The following is a 22,755-nucleotide window of genomic DNA, read 5'->3' on the forward strand; positions in this document are numbered from 1 at the left end:
TGATGGCTAAAAAAGGATACATCCAAATGGAAAATGGCAACAAAATTGAAATGGAGTTTTATCCAGACGCAGCGCCGAATACCGTTGCAAACTTTGAAAAGCTAGCGAATAGCGATTTCTACAATGATGTGACGTTCCATCGTGTTATTCCAGGGTTCGTTGCTCAAGGCGGAGACCCAACAGGCACTGGAGCTGGCGGCAGTGGCACAACGATCAAATGTGAGACAGAAGGAAATCCTCACAAACATGTTCCAGGATCGTTATCAATGGCGCATGCTGGTAAAGATACAGGTTCTTCTCAATTTTTCCTCGTTCACGAAGCGCAACCTCATCTAGATGGCGTGCATACCGTATTTGGACAAGTAACGAGTGGAATGGACGAAGTGCTTGCAATTAAGCCAGGGGACAAAATGAAAGAAGTACGTGTCACAGACGAAGCATAATAAGAAATAGAAAAAAGGGATGGGCGAAACAACGTCCATCCTTTTTTTGTTTTATGAAAAAAACCTTGAAATACTCTAATCATTTATGATACGTTTAAATGAAAAAATAGGAGTGGATCACCATGAATCACGTCACACTTTATGATCTTTATTCCCACCCAATTGCGAAGAAGTTTATTAAACGCTCAGGGCTAGATCATGCAATTTCAACGGCTGAATCTGCATTTTACTTTGCCTGCAAGAGCCAGGTTCACCCAGAACTAGCGGTGAAGGCAGCTTTTCTTCACGACATCGGACATTACACATGGTACGGTGAAGATGGCGAGTGGAACTTCCATTCTTACAAAGAAAATGATATTCACGCAATAAAGGGTGCAGAACGTGCGCACAAACTATTGATTCGTCTCGGAGAAGATCGAAAATCGGCAAAAGAAATTGCACTAGCCATTCTACTGCATACAGATTCTTATTTGCCTTCAGGAGATTTGCAATTAACCCCGTTACAAATGGTCGTCAGTCAAGCAGATGAAGCGAATGAAGAACCAGATGGGTTGCACCATTACCGAATGATCGATGAGAAAGAAGCTTTGCAAAGAATTAGAGGTTTGGACGAACTTGTCCAACAAACATCAAGAGCATATGAAAAACAATCGAGTTAGGCCCAAAAAGGAATGTTCAATCCTTTTCGGGCCTATTTTTATTCAGTGGCAAATCGTTAACAATCAGCGTGTACTCACGTATAATAGGACAAAACGGCAAAGGGGTTCTTTTCATGGCTCAATATGAACAAGTGTACCATGCTCTAATGAATAACAATGATGTGAAACAGATGCTGTCATCCATCAATGCGGATGATAAAAATACATTGGACGAACAAATAACGATTGCACAAATTCCTGCGCCCCCTTTTTCTGAACACGAGCGAGCAGACTACATAAAAAAATGTCTAGAAGAGTTAGGTCTTCTTGATGTAAGAAAAGATGAAGAGGGTAACGTATATGGGCGAAGAAAAGGGGCCGGCAATGGGCCCACATTGTTCGTTTCAGCGCATATTGATAGTGTCTTTTCAAAAGATACAGATACAACAGTGTCAGAAAAAGACGGCATTTACTATGGTCCCGGTATTACCGATGATGCAAGAGGCCTAGCAGCGTTACTTACGATTGTTCGCGCATTCCAACAAAGCGCCATCGAGACGACTGGAGACATAATATTTGGAGGTACAGTTGGGGAAGAAGGTCCTGGGGATCTTCGCGGGGTGAAAGCTTTTTTCAAAGATAATAGGGACATTGATGGTTTTATTTCAATTGATGCTGTTTCTCCAACTGAAATCATTTATAATGGCACAGGCAGTTTTCGCTACATCGTAACGTATAAAGGCCCAGGTGGTCATAGCTTTGGGGCATTTGGTACACCGAGCGCCGTTCATGCAGCTGCACGGGCGACTGTGAAGCTGGCTGATCTTGAACCCTCCACCGACCCTAAAACGACATTTAATGTAGGGGTGTTTGAGGGAGGAACCATCCCGACAGCTATAGCTGAAGAAGCGAAATTAGCGATTGATCTTAGATCCAACGGAGAGCCTGAACTTGATTCAATAGAACAAACGATGTTTCGTTTTCTTCAAGAAGCAGCAGATGAAGAGAATCGTAAATGGGCATTTTCTTCTGAAGAAGGTGTAGGCTATACGATTGAACAAATTGGCGATCGACCGGTAGGTAGTCAGTCATCGTCAACTGAAATTGTAGAAACCGCTTGGTATGCAACCGAGGCACTAGCACTTGCTCCGAGCCTTGCCCCTCCGGCAAGTACGGATTCCAATTACCCGATGAGCATCGGGGTGCCATCAATAACACTTGGAGCGGGTGGACAGGCTGGTGGTGCACATACACTTTTGGAATGGTATCGACCGGAGAAAGGCTACCTCGGTCCGCAACGGGTACTTCTAACGATTCTTGGCCTTGTAGGAACAGTGGGAAACTCCCCAACACTTAGAAAAAGAACATAAATTAAAGAGGGATTCGATGGGAAAACGTATGATTGGCGTGCTATTGCTCGCCTTAAGCACGATTGGTTTCACATTTTTAATGTTACCTGTAGGACAGTGGCTAGATGAAACAATTTTACGTGCCCTCCAGCCAATTCATTCTGGAGAAGAGGGCGAAGGGGTATACCGATTTTTTGAGGTGGTGACTCATTACGGAGATTCACTATTCTTTATGATCTTTTTCGTTTTGCTCTTCCTTTACTTAATGAGCAAAAGAGAATGGATGTTCATGCTTTTTAGTACCGTCTACCTTTTTGGAGGCGTTGCCTTAAACACCGTTCTAAAACAGATCATTCAAAGGGAACGGCCAGGTGGCTTAGAGAGGACAATCGACTTTATTGGGGAGCCGTTAAACTTATTGTCATATAGCTTTCCGAGCGGTCACTCCTTCCGAGCGGTCATGATCTCCATTTTAATGATCTATCTCATTAAACAAGTAATGAAGTGGGGGCAACCTGCACAAATTACCGCAGGGGTAGTCCTCGTTATTCTTGCTCTTTTAACAGTAGTAAGCCGCGTCATCCTTGGGGTTCATTTTCCTACGGATGTCATAATGGCAACGATCTATTCCATCGTCTGGTTCGTCATCTTATTACTTATTATGAACATGGCGCTCTCTGTTTGGAACAAACGAGAAAAACGGGTGTAACGCAAAATAACAAATAACGACAAACCAGTTAGGCTCCGTAGTTCCACGATAACGAAAACAATACATGTATCATGCATAAAGCAACGAATATAGTAAAAACTACAAGCAGTAACTGTAACATTTTACAATATATGAAAAAATAGTTGTGGAATGTAGTAGTTTGAACGCAAATTGTAACAGCATTGAAACGGAACAGACTAGATTATCCAGTATAATTAACGTATACTCATCAAGGAAATCGTTTGGAACAGCGTGAAGAAAGTAGGACTTAGTGTGATAACCCTATTTGCAGGATTAGTATTACTGGGATTGCTCGGACTGGGCATGTACGAAAAAAAACAACATCAAGTTGAAGTCGACAAAATTCCACTACGGATTAATGTTAATGGCAGTCGAGGGAAGTCAACGGTCACCCGGCTCATTTCTGGTGTGTTAATGGAAGATGGTAGGAAAACCGTCGGAAAGATTACAGGTACAGCAGCAAGAATGTTTTATTGGGACACCGATGAAGAGCGGCCCATTAAACGGCGCCCAGAAGGTGCGAACATTCGCGAACAGAAAATTGCTATGAAAGAAGCGGCTGACCGAGGTGCAGAAGTATTCGTGAGCGAGTGTATGGCTGTTGCTCCTGATTACCAAAGAGTATTTCAAGAAAGTTGGATGCAAGCGAACATCACCGTCATTGTGAATGTCGTAGAAGACCACATGGAAGTGATGGGGCCAACGCTTGATCATATGGTGGATGCTTATAAGGAAACCATCCCTTACGATGGGAAGTTAATCGTCTCACCTTCACCTTATGTTGAGGAGCTAAAAGCAGAAGCCAAACGGAGAAATACTCGTGTTTACGTTGCTGATCCTGAAGCCGTACCGAACTCCTACCTTAAAAAGTTTGAGTATATGCTATTTCATGAGAACGTAGCGCTGGCATTAGCCGTTGCCCGTGCATTGGACATTGATGAGAATACGGCTGGCCGAGGGATGTTGAAAGCGAAAGCTGCCCCTGGTGTCACGCGTGTTTTTCCTCTATTTGAGAAGAATGGTGAAGAATCCTTTTTCGTCAATGGTTTCTCAGCAAATGAGCCAGCATCAACAATGAAGATTTGGGAAAATGTCATTACGCTAGGCTACCCATCAAAAGAACCGATCATCATCATGAATTGTCGCTCTGATCGACCTGAGCGTACTGAACAATTTGCTGAACAGATGTTGCCAAACATAAAGATCGATAAGTTGGTGCTCATCGGCGAAGGGGTTGCACCTGTTCAAAAAGCGTATGATGAAGGACTTCTTCAAGTTAATGAACTAAAAGACTTGGAAGGTGAAGATGCGGATCAAGTAATGAGATATCTCGAACAAGTTGCACATGGACAAGTGGTGTTCGGAATCGGAAACTACCATGGAGCCGTTCCGCTCATTGAACAACTAGAGTCCAATAAAAAACCGGTATATGCGTAAGGAGTGGGCGTCGTTTGTTTGGTACTGAATTATACATTGCGCTAGTTATTGGCGTCGTGTTAAGTCTGATTTACACAGAGCGTACGGGAATTATGCCAGCGGGACTCATTGTTCCCGGTTATTTGGCACTCGTATTTGATCAATTGTTGTTTCTCGTTATGATTTTCTTCTTGAGTTTCATCACATACTTAATCGTCACGCAAGTCGTAGGTAGGCTAACGATTCTCTATGGTAGACGTAAGTTTGCAGCGATGATGACCGTAGGAATTCTTGTGAAAATGATCTTTGACTACTTTTACCCCATCTTCCCATTTGAAACCGTTGAGTTTCGAGGTCTCGGGGTGATTGTTCCTGGTCTGATTGCAAATGCTTTTCAGCGACAAGGCGTTTTGCCTACGACACTGAGTACAATTGTGATAAGCGGGATTACATTCCTCATTGTTTCGTTTTTATATTTCCTATAGAGCGAGACGTGATGAATTCATATAGGCGAGGGATATGATGGAAGATAAACAGTTTACTTTCAAAGAGAAGATGTTAGCCTACACAAAAAAACATAAGAAAAAAGCGTTGCCCCATAGCATCATCGGGGTTCTTTTAACGTTTGTGATTCTGATGGCTGCCAACTGGTGGCCACTGCCAGAGCAAGAGTCTCTTGCAGAAAGTACAAACGAAGAAGAACCACGCTTAACTGCTTCATTTGTTGGCGATATTATGATGGGTCGTTACGTGGAAGATGTCATTGATTACCGAGGCTCAGACTTTTTGTTTCATTATGCAATGCCGTATTTTGACGAGGCGGATTATGTGACAGGGAATTTTGAACACCCGGTACTTATCGACGGGGAAGAATACGAGCAAGCAGATAAGGAAATTCCTTTACATGCACCGGAATCGTCAATCAATATTATGGAGAACGCTGGGTTTTCCGTCGTAAATTTGGCCAATAACCATATTCTAGATTATGGTCAAAAAGGTTTACAAGATACCATTGATCAATTTGCACAATCGAATGTGGATACGGTTGGTCACGTGCAACAGCCGTTTATTGACTACAATCAAATTGACGAGCAATTAACCATTGCTACAGTCGGCTTTAATGATGTGTGGGCAAGTGCTGATCGCTCGGGTGTTTTAGAGTCAGATCCATCGGAGTCACTTGAATACATTAAGGCGGCTGATGGAGAAGCCGACCTTGTCATTGTTCATGTTCATATAGGCGTTGAGTACACGAGTACGCCAACACAGAGGCAAGAAGACTTGATGAAAGCGTATGTTGATGCTGGAGCTGATATTGTCATTGGCCATCATCCTCACGTCTTGCAGTCTGTTGAGCACTATAACGATGGCATTATTTTTTATTCATTAGGGAACTTTATATTTGATCAAGGGTGGACCCGAACGAGGGACACTGCCCTTGCTCAATATCATTTATATGAGGATGGCCGCGCAGAAATTGAGTTGGTGCCATTTCGAATTCATGAATCACAACCTAGACCGCTTAATGGAGCGGGAGAGTCGTACTTCAGGCAAAGAATCTTCCAGCAACTGACAAAAGATACGACCGATGACAGTGTGTATGAGATCAAAGATGGGCGCTTAATATTCGAAGTCGACCATAGCCATGTGGTAGACTAGCGGAAGTGAAAAAACTGTCAAAAAATCGTATTCAGATGTCAGGGAGGGTTAGATTTGTCGAAAAGAATGACGGTTCTTATGTCAATTGCTGCCGTTGTGTTGTTAGCTGTGGCTGTAATGTTCTCAGGAAATGACGATACAGGCCCTGAAAATTCATCAGAAAATGTGGATGAACCATCAGGGAGTTCAAATGGGCCACAAGATGAAGAAGACGTACAAGTTGATCTTGGAGACTCCGGAGTGAGTGCCTCACACCCATACGCAGAAGAAGTTGGGGAAGCAATTCTAGCGGATGGAGGAAATGCAGTCGATGCCGCGATTGCGGTCGCATTCACGCTCGGTGTCGTTGAACCTTACGGTTCAGGCATTGGTGGTGGTGGCGCGATGCTCGTTCTCGATGATTTGAACGAATCGCCAATGGTCTATGATTACCGTGAGATGTCACCAGCACAAGGTCAAGAAAATTTAGCTGGTGTTCCTGGGTTTGTTAAAGGAATGCAGACCGTTCACGAAAACTACGCAACGATGTCTCTAGACGAGCTCCTTCAGCCGGCAATAAATTATGCAGAAGGTGGGTTTATCGTTGATGATATGCTCGAAGATCGTCTGTACCAGGCAAGCGCCAGGATTGACCAAGAATCTGCAGATCCGTTTTATCCTGGAGGCATTCGTATAAAAGAAGGCATGGAGCTCGTTCAAGAGGACCTCGCACAAACGATGAGGCGGCTTTTGGAAAATGGGTTTGATGATTTTTATACCGGGGAATTAGCTAATGAACTTGCTGGAGATCAAAACAGCATAACCGTAGAGGATCTTCAAGCTTATGAGGTTCTAGAAAGTCAAGCAGTTTCAGGAGAATTTAATGGATATACCGTCTATTCATCACCGCCACCGATGTCTGGTGTCACGTTAATTCAGCAATTACAAATGGCAGAAACAGCTGGGCTAACGGAGATGGAACCTGGATCTGCATTGTTTGGCCACACATTTATTGAAAGTGTTCGTGAAACGTATCGAGATCGATCGCGTAATATCGGAGACCCAACGACAAATCCTGACATCAATACCGATCAATTAACAAGTCAAGCCTATAGCGCTGGGTTACTTGAGGAAGTTGATCTGGATGAGATTAATGGGGATTCAGAAGGCATTGAAGCATCAACGGATGACCAAGGCAACACGACACATTTTTCAATTGCCGATTCTGATGGTATGGTCGTCTCTGCAACAAATACGCTAAGCAACTTTTTCGGTGAAGGTGTGATGGTTGAACAAGGGTATTTTCTAAATAACCATATGAACAACTTCGCACAAACAGAAACATCACCGAATGTGTATGCCGGTCACAAACGTTCACGAAGTTTCATTACACCTACGCTGCTAGTGGACCCTGCAAACCAACAAGTCATTGGGATGGGTAGCCCTGGGGGAAATCGAATTCCGCAAATCATGAGTCAGGTGCTTATTTACTCGGCACACCTAGACAGTTTAGAAGAAGCGATGAACATGCCTAGAATCACACATGGGACACATCCTGAGACTGGGGAACGTCAGGTTGTCGTTGAATCAAGTTGGCCAGAGGAGAGCATGGAAGAGTTAGCAGCCATGGGCCATGATGTGGATGCCTTTTATTCGGCCGTTTACTTCGGTGGTTTGCAAGTGCTCGTTGCGGATTTTGATGAGGGTCAAGTGCAACGAATTACTGATCCACGGCGTTAGATGTTTAATACAGCAATGGGAGAAAGGAATAACAAGCAATGAAATTTATTAAAGCTCTTTTACCGGTAGGAATTGTCGCAATTCTAGTGTTCGGCCTTTACGGTATGCAGTATGAAGATACGCTTTCTGGACAGGAAAGGGAAGCGATCGAGTTTCATACAAACCAAGATTCTCATGAATAAATGATCCGGCCCGTACTAGCCAACATCTCACCAGCTAGTGCGGGTTTCTTTATGCAACGAGTGATAAATTTGTTACAATCTTAGATTTACAAGGTTAAAAGTCCAAGTCGTGATATACAATAATACTAACAGCTTGGACTGGAGGTTAGATAATGGATGAAGTAACTTTAGGTGCAGCCTTTTTGGCTGGTATGGTCACGTTTTTTTCTCCATGTGTCTTCCCGTTGGTACCTGCATATCTTGCCCAATTGACAGGGACAGATGTGAAGGGTGGAGCAGTAAATGCCAACCGAGGACTCATTATATCTAGAAGTGTTGGATTTATTACGGGTTTTACGATTATCTTTTTGCTTCTGGGATTATCAGCGAGTGCCATTGGTACATGGTTTGCTTTATACGGGACATTGATTGAAAGAATTGGCGGGATTATCATTATTTTATTTGGTCTACAAATGTCGGGACTCATTTCCTTGCAATCCTTGATTACAGAACGCCGCATCTTTAAAAGAGGTCCGAAAAAAGTCTCGAGTTTTTCTGGTTCAGTCGGCTTTGGGCTCGTATTCGCAGCAGGTTGGACGCCTTGTATAGGATTAATTCTAGGTTCGATATTGTATATGGCAAGCCAAGAAGAAACGATGTTTAGCGGAGTTGGTTTACTACTCGTCTATTCCATCGGTTTAGGCGTCCCATTTTTACTCGTTTCATTGATATTCTCTCAATCGTTGAATAAACTTAGCGGCTTGAATCGATACTTACCGATGATCCAAAAAACGAGTGGAGTTATTATGATCTTACTCGGACTTGCATTATTTACAGGTCTATTTTCGACAGTGTCTGCATACTTCGGATCTTTTGTCCCTGATTGGCTATAATGGGATTTGAAAAAGGGTACTCAAATTGAGTACTCTTTTTTTACCAAAACAATTGTGTAGCAAACGTACTTTTATCAACATAGGATACTATATTTCAATTGTTGAGGTGGTACATGAATGCATTTTCCATGGCACTTATGGAATAACAGACGAAATGACAGAAGGAATCAATATGACATTGAGGTGAACAATCAATTAATTAATGGTCCGGGAGTTGTTGGAGCGACCTCGTCATTCCCAACAGGCATAACAAATGGTGGAGGCGGTAATGGCGCCACAGGACCAACGGGCCCAACAGGCTCAGTCGGTCCTACAGGACCAGCAGGCCCAACGGGTCCAACAGGAGTTACTGGTGTCGGATTAGAAGGAGTCGTCGTTTATAACCCAACTGCACGCCCAACATATGTCGTCGGTGAGTTAATTTCTTTCAATGGAAGCATTTACCGCGTTGTGGTGGCAAGTCCAACAGGGACTCCAGGCACATCTCCTGAATATCAATTACTATTATCAGGTGTGACCGGGGCGACTGGAGCAACAGGCGTTACCGGAACAGGTTCGACCGGGGTAACGGGAGTGACTGGAGCAACAGGAGTGACCGGAGCGACGGGAGCAACCGGGGCCACAGGAATAACGGGAACAGGATCAACTGGAGCGACGGGAGTGACCGGAGCAACAGGCGTTACCGGGGCGACGGGAGTGACTGGAGCCACGGGAATAACGGGAACAGGATCAACTGGAGCGACGGGAGTGACCGGAGCAACAGGCGTTACCGGGGCGACGGGAGTGACCGGAGCAACAGGCGTTACTGGAGCGACGGGACTTACTGGGGCCACAGGAATAACGGGAACAGGATCAACTGGAGCGACGGGAGTGACCGGAGCAACAGGCGTTACCGGAGCGACGGGCCTAACTGGGGCAACAGGCGTTACCGGAGCAACAGGTGTCACTGGAGTAACGGGTTTAACCGGAGCGACAGGCCTAACTGGGGCAACAGGTGTCACCGGAGCAACGGGCCTAACTGGAGCAACAGGCGTTACCGGAGCAACAGGTCTAACCGGAGCGACAGGCCTAACTGGGGCAACAGGTGTCACCGGAGCAACGGGCCTAACTGGAGCAACGGGCGTTACCGGAGCAACAGGTCTAACCGGAGCGACAGGCCTAACTGGGGCAACAGGTGTCACCGGAGCAACGGGCCTAACTGGAGCAACAGGCGTTACCGGAGCAACAGGTCTAACCGGAGCGACAGGCCTAACTGGGGCAACAGGTGTCACCGGAGCAACGGGCCTAACTGGAGCAACGGGCGTTACCGGAGCAACAGGTCTAACCGGAGCGACAGGTCTAACCGGAGCGACAGGCCTAACTGGGGCAACAGGTGTCACCGGAGCAACGGGCCTAACTGGAGCAACAGGCGTTACCGGAGCAACAGGTCTAACCGGAGCGACAGGCCTAACTGGAGCAACAGGTGTCACCGGAGCAACGGGCCTAACTGGAGCAACGGGCGTTACCGGAGCAACGGGTCTAACTGGGGCAACAGGCGTTACCGGAGCAACGGGTCTAACTGGAGCAACAGGCGTTACCGGAGCGACAGGTCTAACCGGAGCAACGGGCGTTACCGGGGCGACAGGCCTAACTGGGGCAACAGGTGTCACCGGAGCAACGGGCCTAACTGGGGCAACAGGCGTTACCGGAGCAACGGGCGTTACCGGAGCAACGGGCCTAACTGGGGCAACAGGTGTCACCGGAGCAACGGGCCTAACTGGAGCAACGGGCGTTACCGGAGCAACGGGTCTAACTGGGGCAACAGGCGTTACCGGAGCAACGGGCGTCACTGGAATTACAGGACCTACAGGACCTACAGGCGTTACTGGAGTAACTGGCATCATTGGGCCGACCGGAGCGACAGGCTTGATCGGAGCAACAGGAGCAACAGGTGTCACTGGCCCAACTGGACCTACAGCCGATAATTCATCACCGTTCTTTAATAGTAACGTTCAACCTCAAACGGTAGCCGTTGGATCGCCAGTAATCAACTTAATCCCGCGGCAGTTTGCAGGGATTACGTATACACCTGCCACAGGCTTGTTTACAATTCAGGTCCCAGGTTTGTATTTCTTTAACGTTACGTTAAACACGGCAGTGGCTACTGCTGCGGGAGCATCTTTTGGATTGTTAGTCAACGGAACGCTTGCCGCAGCCATTGGCAATGCTGACAGTGGTGGGATCATAGATGTGCACCGTTCGAATTTCTATGCTGCGGGCACGACCATTCAAATTGTCAATTCTTCACCAGCTGCAGTAAGTTTAGTCAACGGTACAGGGGTTGCCAATACTGCAGGCCATGTGTCAATTCTTCGCTATGCAGCAAATGCTACGGGAACGATAAGTACAGCGACAGGTACAGTCGGATAGTAGATCGTCACAGCTCAATGGTATAATGAGCTGTGACTTTTTTGGAGGGATTAGATGGACAAAGTGATCAGCGAAACGAAACGATGGGTTGAACAACAGTTAACCGCTGAAAAGACAGGTCATGATTGGTATCATATTGATAGAGTTTATAAAATGGCCATTCGTCTAGCTAAGGAAGAAGGGGCAGACCCATTCATTGTTGCGATGGCAGCGCTTTTGCATGATTTAGCAGACGACAAAGTAGTAAAAGACGAACAGGCAGGGCTGGAAAGAATTGAAGCGTGGCTTGATCGCTTTCATGTGAGACAGTCCGACAGGCTACATATTCTAACAATCATTACTTCAATTTCTTATAAAGGTGGAAATGGAGAGGATTTGAAAACAATAGAGGCAAAAGTTGTACAAGATGCCGACCGACTCGATGCACTTGGTGCAATTGGTGTGGCACGAACTTTTCAATATTCCGGTGCAAAAGGTCAGCCAATCTATGAGCCACAGCGGGAAGTCCGTTCTAAGATGACCTTAGAGGAGTATCGACATGGACAAAGTTCGGCTATTCATCACTTCTATGAGAAACTTCTTAAGTTAAAGGACTTGATGAATACAAAAACAGGTAAAAAGATCGCTGAACAACGGCATCAATTCATAGAAGTGTTTTTAGAACAATTTTTACTCGAATGGGGAAGTCCACAACGGGGCGATAGCTGACATTTGTTTGTTGGTTGTTTTACAATAGTAAGTGAGTCAAAAACAAAGGAGCTAAAACTTGTGACACAGTTAAGTGAATGGTCTAAAGATCAACTAACCGAAAGATTGGATGAGTTAAAAGAACAGTACAAAAATGCCGTTCAGCAAAACTTGAACCTCAATATGGCTAGGGGAAAACCTTGTCCGGAGCAAGTTGAACTGTCTATGGGCATGTTGGATGTGTTGGATTCAAGCTCGTCCATGGTTTCTGAAAATGGCGTAGACCTTCGAAATTATGGTCAATTGGATGGAATTCCAGAGGCGAAACGCTTTTTTGCTAACCTTCTTGATGTAGGCGAAGAAGAAGTCATTGTTGGTGGTAATTCTAGTCTTACGCTCATGCATGATGCTGTAACACGTGCGCTGTTTGACGGTGTTAAAGGAAGTGAAAAACCTTGGGCAGATTATGATAAAATTAAATTTCTTGCGCCAAGCCCGGGGTATGACCGCCATTTTGCAATATGTGAACGTTATAACATTGAGATGATTATCATTGATATGAAAGAAGACGGTCCGGATATGGACCAGGTCGAAGAGCTTGTAAAGCAAGATGAAACGATCAAAGGCATTTGGTGTGTACCTAAATATAGCAACCCAAATGGGACAACATACTCGGATGAAGTTGTAGACCGATTGGCTTCAATGGAAACAAAAGCTACAGACTTTCGAATCTTTTGGGATGATGCATATACGATCCATCATTTAGGCACAGAGCCAGTCTCGCTGAAGAACATACTCAAATCCGCGAAAGCTGCGGGCAATGAAGACCGGCCCTATATCTTTGCTTCAACATCCAAAGTCACTTTCCCTGGAGCTGGGATCGCAACACTTGCTGCAAGTGAAGGAAATGTAGATGATGTTCGAAGTAAAATGGCAGCACAAACAATCGGTTATGATAAGATTAATCAAATGCGTCATGTTCGCTTTTTCACTGAAGTGACATCACTTGAAGAACATATGAAAAAGCATGCGCGTATCATTAAGCCGAAGTTTGACCTCGTGTATGAAACGTTCCGTGAGCAACTTGGTGATAAAGAGATTGCGACATGGTCTGAACCAGAAGGGGGCTATTTCATTAGTCTCGATACAGCTAAAGGCACAGCAAAGAAGATTGTGCAAATGGCGAAAGATGCCGGTGTTACACTCACAGGTGCAGGAGCAACTTTCCCATATGGAAAGGACCCGAATGATCAAAACATCCGTATCGCACCAACGTATCCCAGCATGGAAGAGCTTGCGACGGCGTTGCAAGTGCTATGTATTTGTATAGAGTTGGTGACAATTGAAAAGAAAATGCTCTAATCAAGTTATATAAAAAGCCGGTTGTTCTTATGGAACAACCGGCTTTTTATATAGGTCTGTGTAGTGCCATCGATCCCAGTTCACTCGGGGTTTAAAGATAGGCTCCAATCGTAACAAAAACCCTTTTTAGTGACGATCAGTTAAGGAAAAGGCATCACACTTCACCTAAATGATCACATAAACGCCACCAACTGTCACAATATGAAATATATGATGCAGTGAGTATTTGAAAGAAAACCTATTGAATGGCGAATGGTAACTAAGAACAGTCAGAGAGAGTGACGATCCTTGGCCTATTTGATAACCACAGTTCCCGTCTTTCTACACATGATCAAAAGTGTTACAACTGCCCACAACCATCGGCACCAAAGGTGTAAAAGTGAAACAAGAAGAGCTCGGACAGGATATTTTATGTGTTTAGCAGTATATAACTGTAGGTTTGCCCGCTGCAAGGCTGCGGAAAGAAGATTTAATTCAATCTCGACCATAACGCGCAGTAAATTTATTTCATTCAACATGTATAGATCGCTTCCAAAACACTCAAGCAACCACCCTAAAGAGAGAGCACCTGCGGAGAAGGCCTCGGTTTTTCTTAGGCCCTTTATTTTTTAAGACCGACTCCCATCTTCAACGAATAGTTCGCTTCCACAATTTGCGGTTTGGAAGGTTTACGTTTTGAGGCGGATGGCTGTGAGGCTGTATCCCCCTCAAATAACGTGTGAGATTTCCTGTCATGAATACGTGAAATGTTCTGAATGTGCATAACATTTTTTGTGTTTTTCCGTAGTTATGATACACTAAGGTAGATTTTCCTATTACTAATTTTTAGATTTATTAGGGGGAGAAGAGAAAAGATGAAGAAGAATTTGTTACTTACAGGTGTTTTAGGAGCATCTATGCTCGCGTTAGCCGCATGTGGTGATGACGATACTGGAGCGGATGAAGAGGTAGATGACACAAACGGAGATACGGAAGAAGTGGAAGATGAAGATGGTGATGAAGACGCCGAAGGTGACGATGATGCAGCAGCTGGTGGCGATGATGACGCGTATGCTGACGTAGCAGGCGAAACGTTTACGGTCGCTACAGATAACAACTTCGTTCCTTTCGCGTTTATGGATCTTGATACAAATGAACTATCAGGATTTGATATTGAGCTGATGACAGCACTCGCAGATGAAATGGGAATTGAAGTGAACTTTGAAACGATGGAATTCCAAGGAGCTCTCGCTGGCATCCAGTCTGGCGTATATGATGCATCCATTAATGCGATGAGCATTACTGAAGAACGTCAAGACACGATTGATTTTTCTGATCCATACTACTTAGATGCAGGGATTATCGTTGCGGTCGCTGCGGATAACGAAGGTGAATGGGGATCGTTAGAAGAATTGGATCAAGACGGGATTACAATTGCCACTAACCAAGGATCGACTTCTCACGATTATCTCGATGAAAACCTTGAGAATGCGAGCATTCAAGCGTTACCAGATGTTGTTGAAGCCTATCAGAACGTTATCCAAGGACACTCTGATGCTGTGCTCTACGATGAACCAAACGTATTGTATTATGTTGAGGAACAAGCACAAGGTCAGCTTGTAACCGTGGGTGATACACTTTTAGCTGATGATTATGGAATCGGCATGCCACAAGGTCATGAGCTCGTTGATCCGATTAATCATGCACTGGAAGTGCTCATGGAGAATGGAACCTATGATGATATTTATGAAGACTATTTCGGTGAGCGCCCGATGGGCACATAATCATTCAGGTTCTGCTCATACAGCCATTGTATGAGCAGTTTCATTCTCTTTTTGGAAGGAGCCAGTCATGAATTTAAATCCAGATGCATTTATTCAAGTGATGCCTTACCTTGCTCAAGGCTTATGGTATACCGTCATTATCACATTTGTCGGTGTGGCAATTGGTTGTATTATAGGTTCAATGTTTGGCCTCATGAGTATTGCGAGATTCAAAGTGGTTCGATGGATGGCCATTACGTACATAGAACTTATCCGTGGAACGCCTATCCTCGCACAGATCTTATTCGTTCACTTCGGTATTCCTGCATTGTTTAATTACAATTTTGACCCGTTATTTACTGGGGTTGCCGTCATCGCGATTAATTCAGGGGCGTATATCGCTGAAATTGTTCGTGGTGGTGTGCAGTCCATCGATAAAGGGCAAATGGAAGCCGGGAGATCCCTCGGGCTTAATGGTAGACAAACGATGCGCTACATTATTTGGCCACAAGCTGTAAGAGTCATGATTCCACCATTTGGAAATCAATTTGTGATTAGTCTTAAAGATACGTCGCTACTATCAACGATTGCGGTTGCAGAACTTATGTATCAAGGCCGGCAATTTGCGAGTATATCGTTTAACATGTTTGAAACCTATTTCATGGTGTGTATTTTCTATCTCATGATAACTATACCTGCATCTATTTTATTGCGTTACACTGAACGGAGGCTCGATAAATCATGATCAAAGTGAACGACTTACATAAATCCTTTGGAGACAATGAAGTCTTAAAGGGCATAACGACCGAGATTGATGCACAAGAAGTCGTTTGTGTTATTGGGCCGTCGGGTTCGGGGAAAAGTACATTTCTTCGTTGCTTGAATCGTTTGGAAGATATTACAGCTGGAGAAGTCATCATTGATGGCACAAACATTGCCAATCGGGAAGTGAATATTAACATCGTTCGTCAAGACGTCGGGATGGTGTTTCAACATTTTAATTTGTTTCCTCACAAATCGGTCATGGAAAACATTATGTTAGCCCCAACCAAGTTAAAAAAGGCAAAAGGCGAAAACCAAAATCAAAGAGGGATGGAGCTTTTGAAAAAGGTCGGCCTAGAGGATAAAGCATCGGCGTATCCATCCAGCCTTTCAGGTGGGCAAAAGCAACGGGTTGCGATTGCGCGGGCACTCGCAATGAATCCTAAAATTATGCTCTTCGATGAACCAACGTCAGCACTTGATCCTGAGCTTGTCGGTGATGTGTTGCAAGTGATGAAAGACCTTGCAAACGAAGGGATGACGATGGTCGTTGTTACCCACGAAATGGGCTTTGCAAAAGAAGTAGGGGATCGTGTGTTTTTCATGGACGAAGGTTTAATCCTTGAAGAAGGTACGCCAAGTGAAGTGTTTGATCATACGTCACATGAACGTACACAATCGTTTTTAAGTAAAATCTTATAATAAAACGAGCGCAAGGTTTTAATGACCTTGTGCTCGTTTTTGTCTTGGTTAAATATTTTCAGCGAGATGCCGAAACACTTCGATCGTTTCTTTTTCGTGTTTCTCAAAATCAGGATCCACACTCGTCTTCACAATTACCGTCTGTTTTTCTGGGTGAACGTATATAAATTGCCCCCATACACCCATCGCAAGATAATCTTTGTTCTCTTGATGAGGAATCCACCATTGATATTGGTATCCGAGCGACGGTTGTTTGCGAAGAGAAGTGTCACCGATTTGTGTAGAAGCAGAAACCCAATCGGCAGGAATAATTTGTTCTTCATTCCACTTTCCTTGTTGCAAATACAACTGCCCGAAACGGGCATAGTCTCTAAGTGTCGCACTGAAGCCACAAAAAGAGAGATCATTGCCTTTGCGATCGGTATTCCAATACCCATCTCGCTCAGCGTCTATTTTCTTCCATATCTTCTGAGAGAAATATTCTGAAGGCTGTACACCCGTTGCTTCTCGGAGCACCATGCCGAGTACTTGGGTATCGACACTAGCATAACGATACATCGTGCCAGATAGCCGGTTGCTACTAAGACTCTGAACATAATTGTCAATGGACTGGTTGAATACGAGCGTCGAATAAAAGAGCTTGCGGATATCTGACAACGGATGGCTGTAGTCTTCATTAAATCGCACTCCCGAAGCCATTAAAAGCACATGTTCAATCGGAACGTTTCGATAAGCGCTGTTTGCAAGTTCAGGCACATACTGATCGACTGGATCTTGAATGCTCTGAATTTTCCCCTCGTCAACGGCAATGCCGATCAGTGCTGAAACCATTGATTTTGCAACGCTCCACGACGTAAAGCGGGTATGCTCGTCGCTGCCGTGCAAATATTCTTCGAGCAAGATTTGATTATCTTTTATGACGATAAAGCCGGTCGTTGTCGTTTTGTTCAAGAAATGATCGAGGGTTTGTTCTTTGCCTTTATACAGATAGCTTTTATTAACTTGAGTGGTAGCGTTCTCAAAAGCTTGACTCGGTGTTTCTGATGTCTTTACAAGGTTAGATGGCATCACTTCGTTCATATGTTGAAATCGTTCAATTCGTGAGTGCTCAGAAAAAAGCGTGGCAGCTTTCCAATTTTGAATGGCTTTATAACCCACAATAGCCACGCTTGCACCTGCAGCGAGTGTTGCCAAAGCTTTTCTTATGTTCATACCGATGTTCCTTTCTTATGAAGTTAATGTGTAGTCATCAAGGTGGACAAAAGTGAGTCCGCGACCTTCAAGCTGTGGAAGTGAGCGCATCACACCTTCTGCTACGTCACTGTCAGGTTGATTTAAATGCAGTAGCACAATGCTTCCCGGTTGTGATTGTAGGAGTGCATGTTCAATTTGGTCGGCAGAAAATGTGGCTCCTGCATCTCCAGCAATATCGAAATTCACCACTTGGAGACCTAAACTTTCGACGATTTCCACGCTGACGTCATCATAGTACGCAGTTCCAGAGCGAAACATCGTAGGGGTCTCGCTTGTGAGACGTTCGATTTCTTCTTGATTCGTCATCACTTCTGCAACAACCTCATCAGCATTATTCGTACCTTCTATTCCCCAAGCGGCTTGTCCACTTACGGAAAGGGGGCGATGTTCAGTACCGTGATTCTCAATTTGAAATAGAGGATTATCATTGAGCGCTAGAAATTGTTCTTTATTGTCTTGAATCCATCGATAGTTCACAAAAAGAGTTGCATGGATGTTTTCTCTGATGAGATAGTCTAACAGTTCTTCATCCAACTCTTTCCCGTGTGGGCCGCCACACAAATCAAACGTGAGGGCAACTACTGGGTCGTTCGTGTCTAAACGTGTCATCACACCGGTCACTTGTTCTCCCCATTCCGTTGGGGAACGTTCTTCTACAAAGGCTTGATGATTCGTAAACGACTTCTCAGGCATAGCGATTGGCTTTTCCTGCAATGACGCACGATCAATATGTATGGATGAGGTTTGGGCACATCCAAAGAGCATGAACGAGCACAAAACGAAAATGAATGCATGTTTTATCATTTCTTTGCCCCTCATCTAGTATGTAGGTTTATAAATAATCATATCACGGGATCCTTCAAAACAAAATGACAGTAAAACGCCCTGAGCTTATGACTCAGGGCGAATACGTCGGTTGTTGATTCTTTTTGCGATAATGCCGTGTGTTGGAGAGAACAAAAAGGCGAGTATGAACAAAATGCCAGTCATTGTAGCCATCATGCCAGAGATGGAAGCATCGAGCCAAGCGGCGGTATAGTATCCTGCCACAGCAGAAATAACACCGAATACCGCACTCAATACAAACATCATCCATAACCGCTCAGTCAAAAGATAAGCCGTTGCAGGAGGGGCGATAATCATGGCGACGACAAGTATGGCTCCAACAGCATCAAAAGCTGCGACAGCGGTAATTGAAGTCATTCCCATGAGGACATAATGAAGGAAGACGACGGGCAATCCAAGCGCAGCAGCAAGCTCTGGGTCAAAGGAACTTAATTTAAATTCTTTGTACAATAACACCAAGATCACGATGTTAATGACAAGAACGATGCCAATGACCCAAACGGCTTGCGGGATGGGCGGCAGCCCAAACCATTCCACTGTCGTCCACGGAATAAAGGCAAGCTCTCCCATAATTGCATGCTCTGTATCAATGTGAACATCTCGAGCAAACATGGAAACAAGAATGACACCAATGGCGAATAAAAAGGTAAACACAATGCCAATCGACGCGTCTGCTTGCACGCCTGCTGAATTCAACAATTGAATGAAGACGGCAGTTAGCACCCCAGTAATCGCAGCGCCAATGAACATGGCAAGGCCGTCTAACGAGTTTGTGACCAAATACGCGGAGACGAGGCCAAGAAGTACGGTATGGCTAATGGCGTCAGAGATCATTGCCATTCTGCGAAGGACCAAAAGCACGCCAATTATGCTACACGTAATCCCGACAAGAGAAGCAGTCATAATAATCCAAGCGGCATAACTCATCGATGACCGCCTCCCTTCTCTAACAAGGGTTCCATGTCGTGTTCTTTGAGCAGTTCATCGAAAGGTTGAAGGTCTTCTTTCGGTAGGGATAAGAAGTTCCAATTCATTTTCTCCATCGGTAAGTGAGCAAACTGCAGCTCATACATGGAGTACAGTTGCAAGTAGCGATTGTTCAATGTGATTCGATATCCATTCTTTTGTCCACTGCTCGTCAATTGGTAGCTGTTATCGTGTTTAGTCGTAATCCATTGTCTTCGTATTAATGTGTTAATTGTCCGTCGAAACATGATTGGGGTTAACGGCCTGGCGTGTTGAATTTCTTCCGACGTAAAGGCGCGCGGTTCCTCCTCGTAAAGTTCATATAAACTTTGCATCACTTGCGCTTCAGATGTTTGTTTCTTCAAGTGGTATAAGTGAATCGCTTTTGTGATGAGGCCCTTTTTAGGCGCGATAAATAGTGAGAGGAAGAACAGTAAACAAGCCGAGACGATAATGAGCGGTCCTGTTGGCATTCCAGAAATCTGCGTGCTAACAAGTGTGCCAATAATTCCTGAGAATCCTCCTAAAATGCCGGAGAGGATAATCATCACGCTTAAGCGGTTCGTCCAGTAGCGAGCAGTTATCGCCGGTGCAATGAGCATGGCTGCCATGAGCACAACACCTACAGCTTGAAGACCAATAACGACCGAAGCGGTGATCATCGTCATGAGAATTCCGTTAATTAGCGTTGCAGGAAGACCGAGACCTTCAGCAAATTCCCGGTCAAAGGTAATTAACTTCAGTTCTTTAAACAAAAGAAAAGTAGTGGCAAGTAATAGGATGGCAGCGCCTGTAAATATATACACATCACTGCGTACCATGGCGGCTGCTTGACCGAAAATGAATTCATTTAAACCGGCCTGGTTGCCACCGGCGCTTCGATTTATAATCGTTAAAAGCACGATGCCGATTCCAAAAAATACCGACAAGACGAGACCAATTGCTGTGTCTGTCTTTATGCGTGAATGTTTCACGAACGTCTGAATCAAAAAAGTGCCAAAATAGGCGGTGATTCCGGCTCCGAGTACTAAGAAAATCATCTCTTTAGAGCCCACAATGATAAACGCGATACAAATGCCGGGTAGCGCGGCATGGCTCATGGCGTCTCCAATCAGGCTTTGCCTGCGAAGTAAGGCAAAGCTTCCGAGCACGCCGCTCGTCATACCGAGCAGCATCGTACCGAGAAGTACCCACTGGGTATTGGGCTGTAATAACACATCAAGCAAGGGGGCTCACTCCCTTTTGATCTTGGTCTAAAAAGGAGAGGCGCCCACCGTACGTTTTTTGTAAATTATCTTTCGTAAAGACGTCACCCGTCGGTCCGAATGCAATTTTGCGGATGTTGAGTAACATCACCCAATCAAAATAGTCTTCGACCGTTTGCAAGTCATGATGAACGACGAGAACTGTTTTACCTTGTGCTTTTAATGAGGTTAATAATGTAATAATCGCTCGCTCTGTCGCTGCATCAACACCGACGAACGGTTCATCCATGAAGTAGACAGAAGCGTCTTGAGCGAGTGCCCTTGCGAGAAATACCCGCTGTTGTTGCCCACCTGACAATTGACTAATTTGGCGGTCGGCATATCGCTCCATCCCGACTTGTTCTAGGCAATGCATCGCTTTGTTAATATCGGTTTTTTTCGGTCGCTTAAACATCCCAATCTTTCCATATCGCCCCATCAGAACAACGTCCAAAGCATTTGTCGGGAAATCCCAGTCGACAGAGCCGCGTTGTGGGACATAGCCAATTAATTGCCGCTGTTTTTTGTACGGTTGATTAAAAATCGTCACGTTTCCGGAAGCTTTTGGCACGAGACCTAAAATGCTTTTAATCAGTGTCGATTTTCCGGCACCGTTTGGACCAACAATTCCTATCAAGTTTCCCTCTGGTGCTTCAAAACTGACGTTTTGAAGCACAGGCTTTCGGTGATAAGCCACGGTGATGTTGCTTGCGGATACCGGGTACATAAAAATACTCCTATCTGTCCTTATTATTTCAAGGCGTCTACCACTTGTGAAACGTTCGCACGGTACATACCAATGTACGTTCCTTCCTCTGTTCCTTCTTCACCCATAGCATCGGAATAAAGTTCACCGCCGTGCTCAACATCATGTCCTTGTTGCCCAGCTCCTTGAATCACAGCTTCAATGGCACTGTCAGATACACTTGTTTCACCAAATACCGCCGTAATGTCACGCTCAATCATTTCATCAATGATGCGTTGAACGTCGCTTAGTCCGTATTCAGCTTCAGTTGAAATCCCTTGAAGACCTAATACATCAAAGTCAAAGGCATCACCAAAATATTGAAATGCGTCGTGGGCGGTCACGAGTACGCGTTGGTCTTGCTCGATTTGTTCAATTTCACTATATGCCCATTCTTGAACTTCGGTTAACTCACTCAAGTAGGTTTCTGCATTTTCAGTATAGACGTCTTCGTTATCAGGGTCTAGCTCGATTAAGCCATCGCGGACTTCTTCTACAGCGTAAGACCACAAGTCAATATCAAACCAAATGTGTGGGTCAGGCATGTTTTGCTCTTCTTCATCTGCTTTGATCATGTCCTCTGGAACATTGTTACCGACAGCGTAAACGGGCTTACCTTGACCCATTTGTTCCAAAATATCTTCCATATTCGCTTCTAAATTTAGTCCATTATAAAAAACAATATCCGCATCGTCGAGAAGCTGAACGTCGCCTTGAGACGCGTTGTACATGTGTGGGTCAATTCCAGGGCCCATTAGTGCATGGTTATCGACGAGGTCACCTCCGATATTCGTAACCGCGTCATCAAGCTGCCCGATCGTCGAAACGACCTGGATCGGGTCATCACCTGAAGAGGAAGCATCTCCCTCCGTTTCTTCTGTACCACAGGCCGTAAGGGCAACCAATGCAATTCCTGTTCCAAACATCATCATTTTCTTTTTCATTTCTCTCACTCCTCAAGTTCTATATAAATATTTGATTAGGACAAACAAATTTACTTAAGCTATGAAAGTTGCCTTAGTGCAACT

At 44.8% G+C, this 22,755-nt stretch carries 22 protein-coding genes; 16 read left to right on the forward strand and 6 right to left on the reverse strand.

What is annotated here, in order from left to right; genetic code table 11:
- Positions 1–2: 2 nt before the first annotated feature.
- The 16 genes from ACE1TF_RS00400 (at position 3) to ACE1TF_RS00475 (ending at position 16,672) form a co-directional block, all read left to right on the forward strand.
- Entirely contained in the window at positions 3–443 is a 441-nt protein-coding gene (locus ACE1TF_RS00400; RefSeq protein ID WP_042399152.1) for a peptidylprolyl isomerase, read from the forward strand.
- Positions 444–565: 122 nt separating this feature from the next.
- Positions 566–1,102, forward strand: a complete 537-nt coding sequence (locus ACE1TF_RS00405) for an HD domain-containing protein (RefSeq protein ID WP_375013396.1) — start codon at positions 566–568, stop codon at positions 1,100–1,102.
- A 113-nt stretch (positions 1,103–1,215) separates the two neighbouring features.
- Positions 1,216–2,451, forward strand: coding sequence for a M20/M25/M40 family metallo-hydrolase (locus tag ACE1TF_RS00410; RefSeq protein ID WP_375013398.1), 1,236 nt, complete (start codon positions 1,216–1,218; stop codon positions 2,449–2,451).
- A 16-nt stretch (positions 2,452–2,467) separates the two neighbouring features.
- Positions 2,468–3,139, forward strand: coding sequence for a phosphatase PAP2 family protein (locus ACE1TF_RS00415; protein WP_375013400.1), 672 nt, complete (start codon positions 2,468–2,470; stop codon positions 3,137–3,139).
- A 276-nt stretch (positions 3,140–3,415) separates the two neighbouring features.
- On the forward strand, positions 3,416–4,597 hold the full coding sequence (gene pgsB / locus ACE1TF_RS00420; protein WP_375014080.1) for a poly-gamma-glutamate synthase PgsB: 1,182 nt from the start codon (positions 3,416–3,418) through the stop codon (positions 4,595–4,597).
- A gap of 14 nt (positions 4,598–4,611) precedes the next feature.
- Positions 4,612–5,061, forward strand: a complete 450-nt coding sequence (gene pgsC / locus ACE1TF_RS00425; protein ID WP_375013402.1) for a poly-gamma-glutamate biosynthesis protein PgsC — start codon at positions 4,612–4,614, stop codon at positions 5,059–5,061.
- A gap of 37 nt (positions 5,062–5,098) precedes the next feature.
- Positions 5,099–6,235, forward strand: coding sequence for a CapA family protein (locus tag ACE1TF_RS00430; protein ID WP_052363623.1), 1,137 nt, complete (start codon positions 5,099–5,101; stop codon positions 6,233–6,235).
- A 54-nt stretch (positions 6,236–6,289) separates the two neighbouring features.
- Positions 6,290–7,954, forward strand: coding sequence for a gamma-glutamyltransferase family protein (locus ACE1TF_RS00435; protein WP_052363624.1), 1,665 nt, complete (start codon positions 6,290–6,292; stop codon positions 7,952–7,954).
- A 38-nt stretch (positions 7,955–7,992) separates the two neighbouring features.
- Positions 7,993–8,136, forward strand: coding sequence for a hypothetical protein (locus tag ACE1TF_RS00440; protein WP_193744316.1), 144 nt, complete (start codon positions 7,993–7,995; stop codon positions 8,134–8,136).
- A gap of 152 nt (positions 8,137–8,288) precedes the next feature.
- Positions 8,289–9,008 (forward strand): cytochrome c biogenesis CcdA family protein, encoded by a 720-nt coding sequence (locus ACE1TF_RS00445; protein ID WP_042430747.1) that lies wholly within the window; start codon positions 8,289–8,291, stop codon positions 9,006–9,008.
- 117 nt (positions 9,009–9,125) lie between these two features.
- Entirely contained in the window at positions 9,126–11,417 is a 2,292-nt protein-coding gene (locus ACE1TF_RS00450) for a beta strand repeat-containing protein (protein ID WP_375013405.1), read from the forward strand.
- A gap of 54 nt (positions 11,418–11,471) precedes the next feature.
- On the forward strand, positions 11,472–12,125 hold the full coding sequence (locus ACE1TF_RS00455; protein WP_375013407.1) for an HD domain-containing protein: 654 nt from the start codon (positions 11,472–11,474) through the stop codon (positions 12,123–12,125).
- Positions 12,126–12,185: 60 nt separating this feature from the next.
- A complete protein-coding gene (locus tag ACE1TF_RS00460) occupies positions 12,186–13,466 on the forward strand; it encodes an aspartate aminotransferase type Ic (RefSeq protein WP_375013410.1) in 1,281 nt (426 codons plus the stop codon).
- A gap of 854 nt (positions 13,467–14,320) precedes the next feature.
- A complete protein-coding gene (locus tag ACE1TF_RS00465) occupies positions 14,321–15,229 on the forward strand; it encodes a transporter substrate-binding domain-containing protein (protein ID WP_375013412.1) in 909 nt (302 codons plus the stop codon).
- A gap of 67 nt (positions 15,230–15,296) precedes the next feature.
- Complete coding sequence (locus ACE1TF_RS00470; protein ID WP_375013414.1) at positions 15,297–15,953, forward strand: amino acid ABC transporter permease; 657 nt, start codon at positions 15,297–15,299, stop codon at positions 15,951–15,953.
- Positions 15,950–16,672, forward strand: coding sequence for an amino acid ABC transporter ATP-binding protein (locus tag ACE1TF_RS00475; protein WP_042403305.1), 723 nt, complete (start codon positions 15,950–15,952; stop codon positions 16,670–16,672). Before ACE1TF_RS00470 ends, ACE1TF_RS00475 begins: the two co-directional genes overlap by 4 nt.
- Before the next feature lie 48 nt (positions 16,673–16,720).
- Here the strand turns inward: ACE1TF_RS00475 and ACE1TF_RS00480 are convergent, their stop codons facing one another.
- The 6 genes from ACE1TF_RS00480 to ACE1TF_RS00505 all read right to left on the reverse strand — a co-directional run bounded on the left by ACE1TF_RS00480 (position 16,721) and on the right by ACE1TF_RS00505 (position 22,671).
- A complete protein-coding gene (locus tag ACE1TF_RS00480; protein WP_375013417.1) occupies positions 16,721–17,884 on the reverse strand; it encodes a serine hydrolase domain-containing protein in 1,164 nt (387 codons plus the stop codon).
- A 15-nt stretch (positions 17,885–17,899) separates the two neighbouring features.
- Positions 17,900–18,730, reverse strand: a complete 831-nt coding sequence (locus ACE1TF_RS00485; RefSeq protein WP_375013419.1) for a polysaccharide deacetylase family protein — start codon at positions 18,728–18,730, stop codon at positions 17,900–17,902.
- Between the two features lie 87 nt (positions 18,731–18,817).
- Positions 18,818–19,699 (reverse strand): metal ABC transporter permease, encoded by an 882-nt coding sequence (locus tag ACE1TF_RS00490; RefSeq protein WP_375013422.1) that lies wholly within the window; start codon positions 19,697–19,699, stop codon positions 18,818–18,820.
- On the reverse strand, positions 19,696–20,955 hold the full coding sequence (locus ACE1TF_RS00495; protein ID WP_375014082.1) for a metal ABC transporter permease: 1,260 nt from the start codon (positions 20,953–20,955) through the stop codon (positions 19,696–19,698). The genes ACE1TF_RS00490 and ACE1TF_RS00495 overlap by 4 nt, the downstream gene beginning before the upstream one ends.
- Before the next feature lies 1 nt (position 20,956).
- Positions 20,957–21,709: a metal ABC transporter ATP-binding protein gene (locus ACE1TF_RS00500; protein ID WP_375013424.1), complete on the reverse strand. Its 753-nt coding sequence runs from the start codon at positions 21,707–21,709 to the stop codon at positions 20,957–20,959.
- Positions 21,710–21,732: 23 nt separating this feature from the next.
- On the reverse strand, positions 21,733–22,671 hold the full coding sequence (locus tag ACE1TF_RS00505) for a metal ABC transporter solute-binding protein, Zn/Mn family (RefSeq protein WP_375013426.1): 939 nt from the start codon (positions 22,669–22,671) through the stop codon (positions 21,733–21,735).
- Positions 22,672–22,755: the final 84 nt, after the last annotated feature.

It is taken from the genome of Geomicrobium sp. JSM 1781026 (assembly GCF_041949955.1).
In the GTDB taxonomy this organism is placed as follows: Bacteria; Bacillota; Bacilli; order Bacillales; family Marinococcaceae; genus Geomicrobium_A.

Bases quoted from the DNA above. Each gene is read 5' to 3' on its own strand.
- ACE1TF_RS00480 (WP_375013417.1), bottom strand. From the start codon at position 17,884: ATGAACATAAGAAAAGCTTTGGCAACACTCGCTGCAGGTGCAAGCGTG.
- ACE1TF_RS00455 (WP_375013407.1), top strand. From the start codon at position 11,472: ATGGACAAAGTGATCAGCGAAACGAAACGATGGGTTGAACAACAGTTA.
- ACE1TF_RS00465 (WP_375013412.1), top strand. From the start codon at position 14,321: ATGAAGAAGAATTTGTTACTTACAGGTGTTTTAGGAGCATCTATGCTC.
- ACE1TF_RS00445 (WP_042430747.1), top strand. From the start codon at position 8,289: ATGGATGAAGTAACTTTAGGTGCAGCCTTTTTGGCTGGTATGGTCACG.
- ACE1TF_RS00410 (WP_375013398.1), top strand. From the start codon at position 1,216: ATGGCTCAATATGAACAAGTGTACCATGCTCTAATGAATAACAATGAT.
- ACE1TF_RS00490 (WP_375013422.1), bottom strand. From the start codon at position 19,699: ATGAGTTATGCCGCTTGGATTATTATGACTGCTTCTCTTGTCGGGATT.
- ACE1TF_RS00415 (WP_375013400.1), top strand. From the start codon at position 2,468: ATGGGAAAACGTATGATTGGCGTGCTATTGCTCGCCTTAAGCACGATT.
- ACE1TF_RS00505 (WP_375013426.1), bottom strand. From the start codon at position 22,671: ATGAAAAAGAAAATGATGATGTTTGGAACAGGAATTGCATTGGTTGCC.
- ACE1TF_RS00430 (WP_052363623.1), top strand. From the start codon at position 5,099: ATGGAAGATAAACAGTTTACTTTCAAAGAGAAGATGTTAGCCTACACA.
- ACE1TF_RS00500 (WP_375013424.1), bottom strand. From the start codon at position 21,709: ATGTACCCGGTATCCGCAAGCAACATCACCGTGGCTTATCACCGAAAG.
- ACE1TF_RS00485 (WP_375013419.1), bottom strand. From the start codon at position 18,730: ATGATAAAACATGCATTCATTTTCGTTTTGTGCTCGTTCATGCTCTTT.
- ACE1TF_RS00475 (WP_042403305.1), top strand. From the start codon at position 15,950: ATGATCAAAGTGAACGACTTACATAAATCCTTTGGAGACAATGAAGTC.
- ACE1TF_RS00405 (WP_375013396.1), top strand. From the start codon at position 566: ATGAATCACGTCACACTTTATGATCTTTATTCCCACCCAATTGCGAAG.
- ACE1TF_RS00470 (WP_375013414.1), top strand. From the start codon at position 15,297: ATGAATTTAAATCCAGATGCATTTATTCAAGTGATGCCTTACCTTGCT.
- ACE1TF_RS00400 (WP_042399152.1), top strand. From the start codon at position 3: ATGGCTAAAAAAGGATACATCCAAATGGAAAATGGCAACAAAATTGAA.
- ACE1TF_RS00450 (WP_375013405.1), top strand. From the start codon at position 9,126: ATGCATTTTCCATGGCACTTATGGAATAACAGACGAAATGACAGAAGG.
- ACE1TF_RS00440 (WP_193744316.1), top strand. From the start codon at position 7,993: ATGAAATTTATTAAAGCTCTTTTACCGGTAGGAATTGTCGCAATTCTA.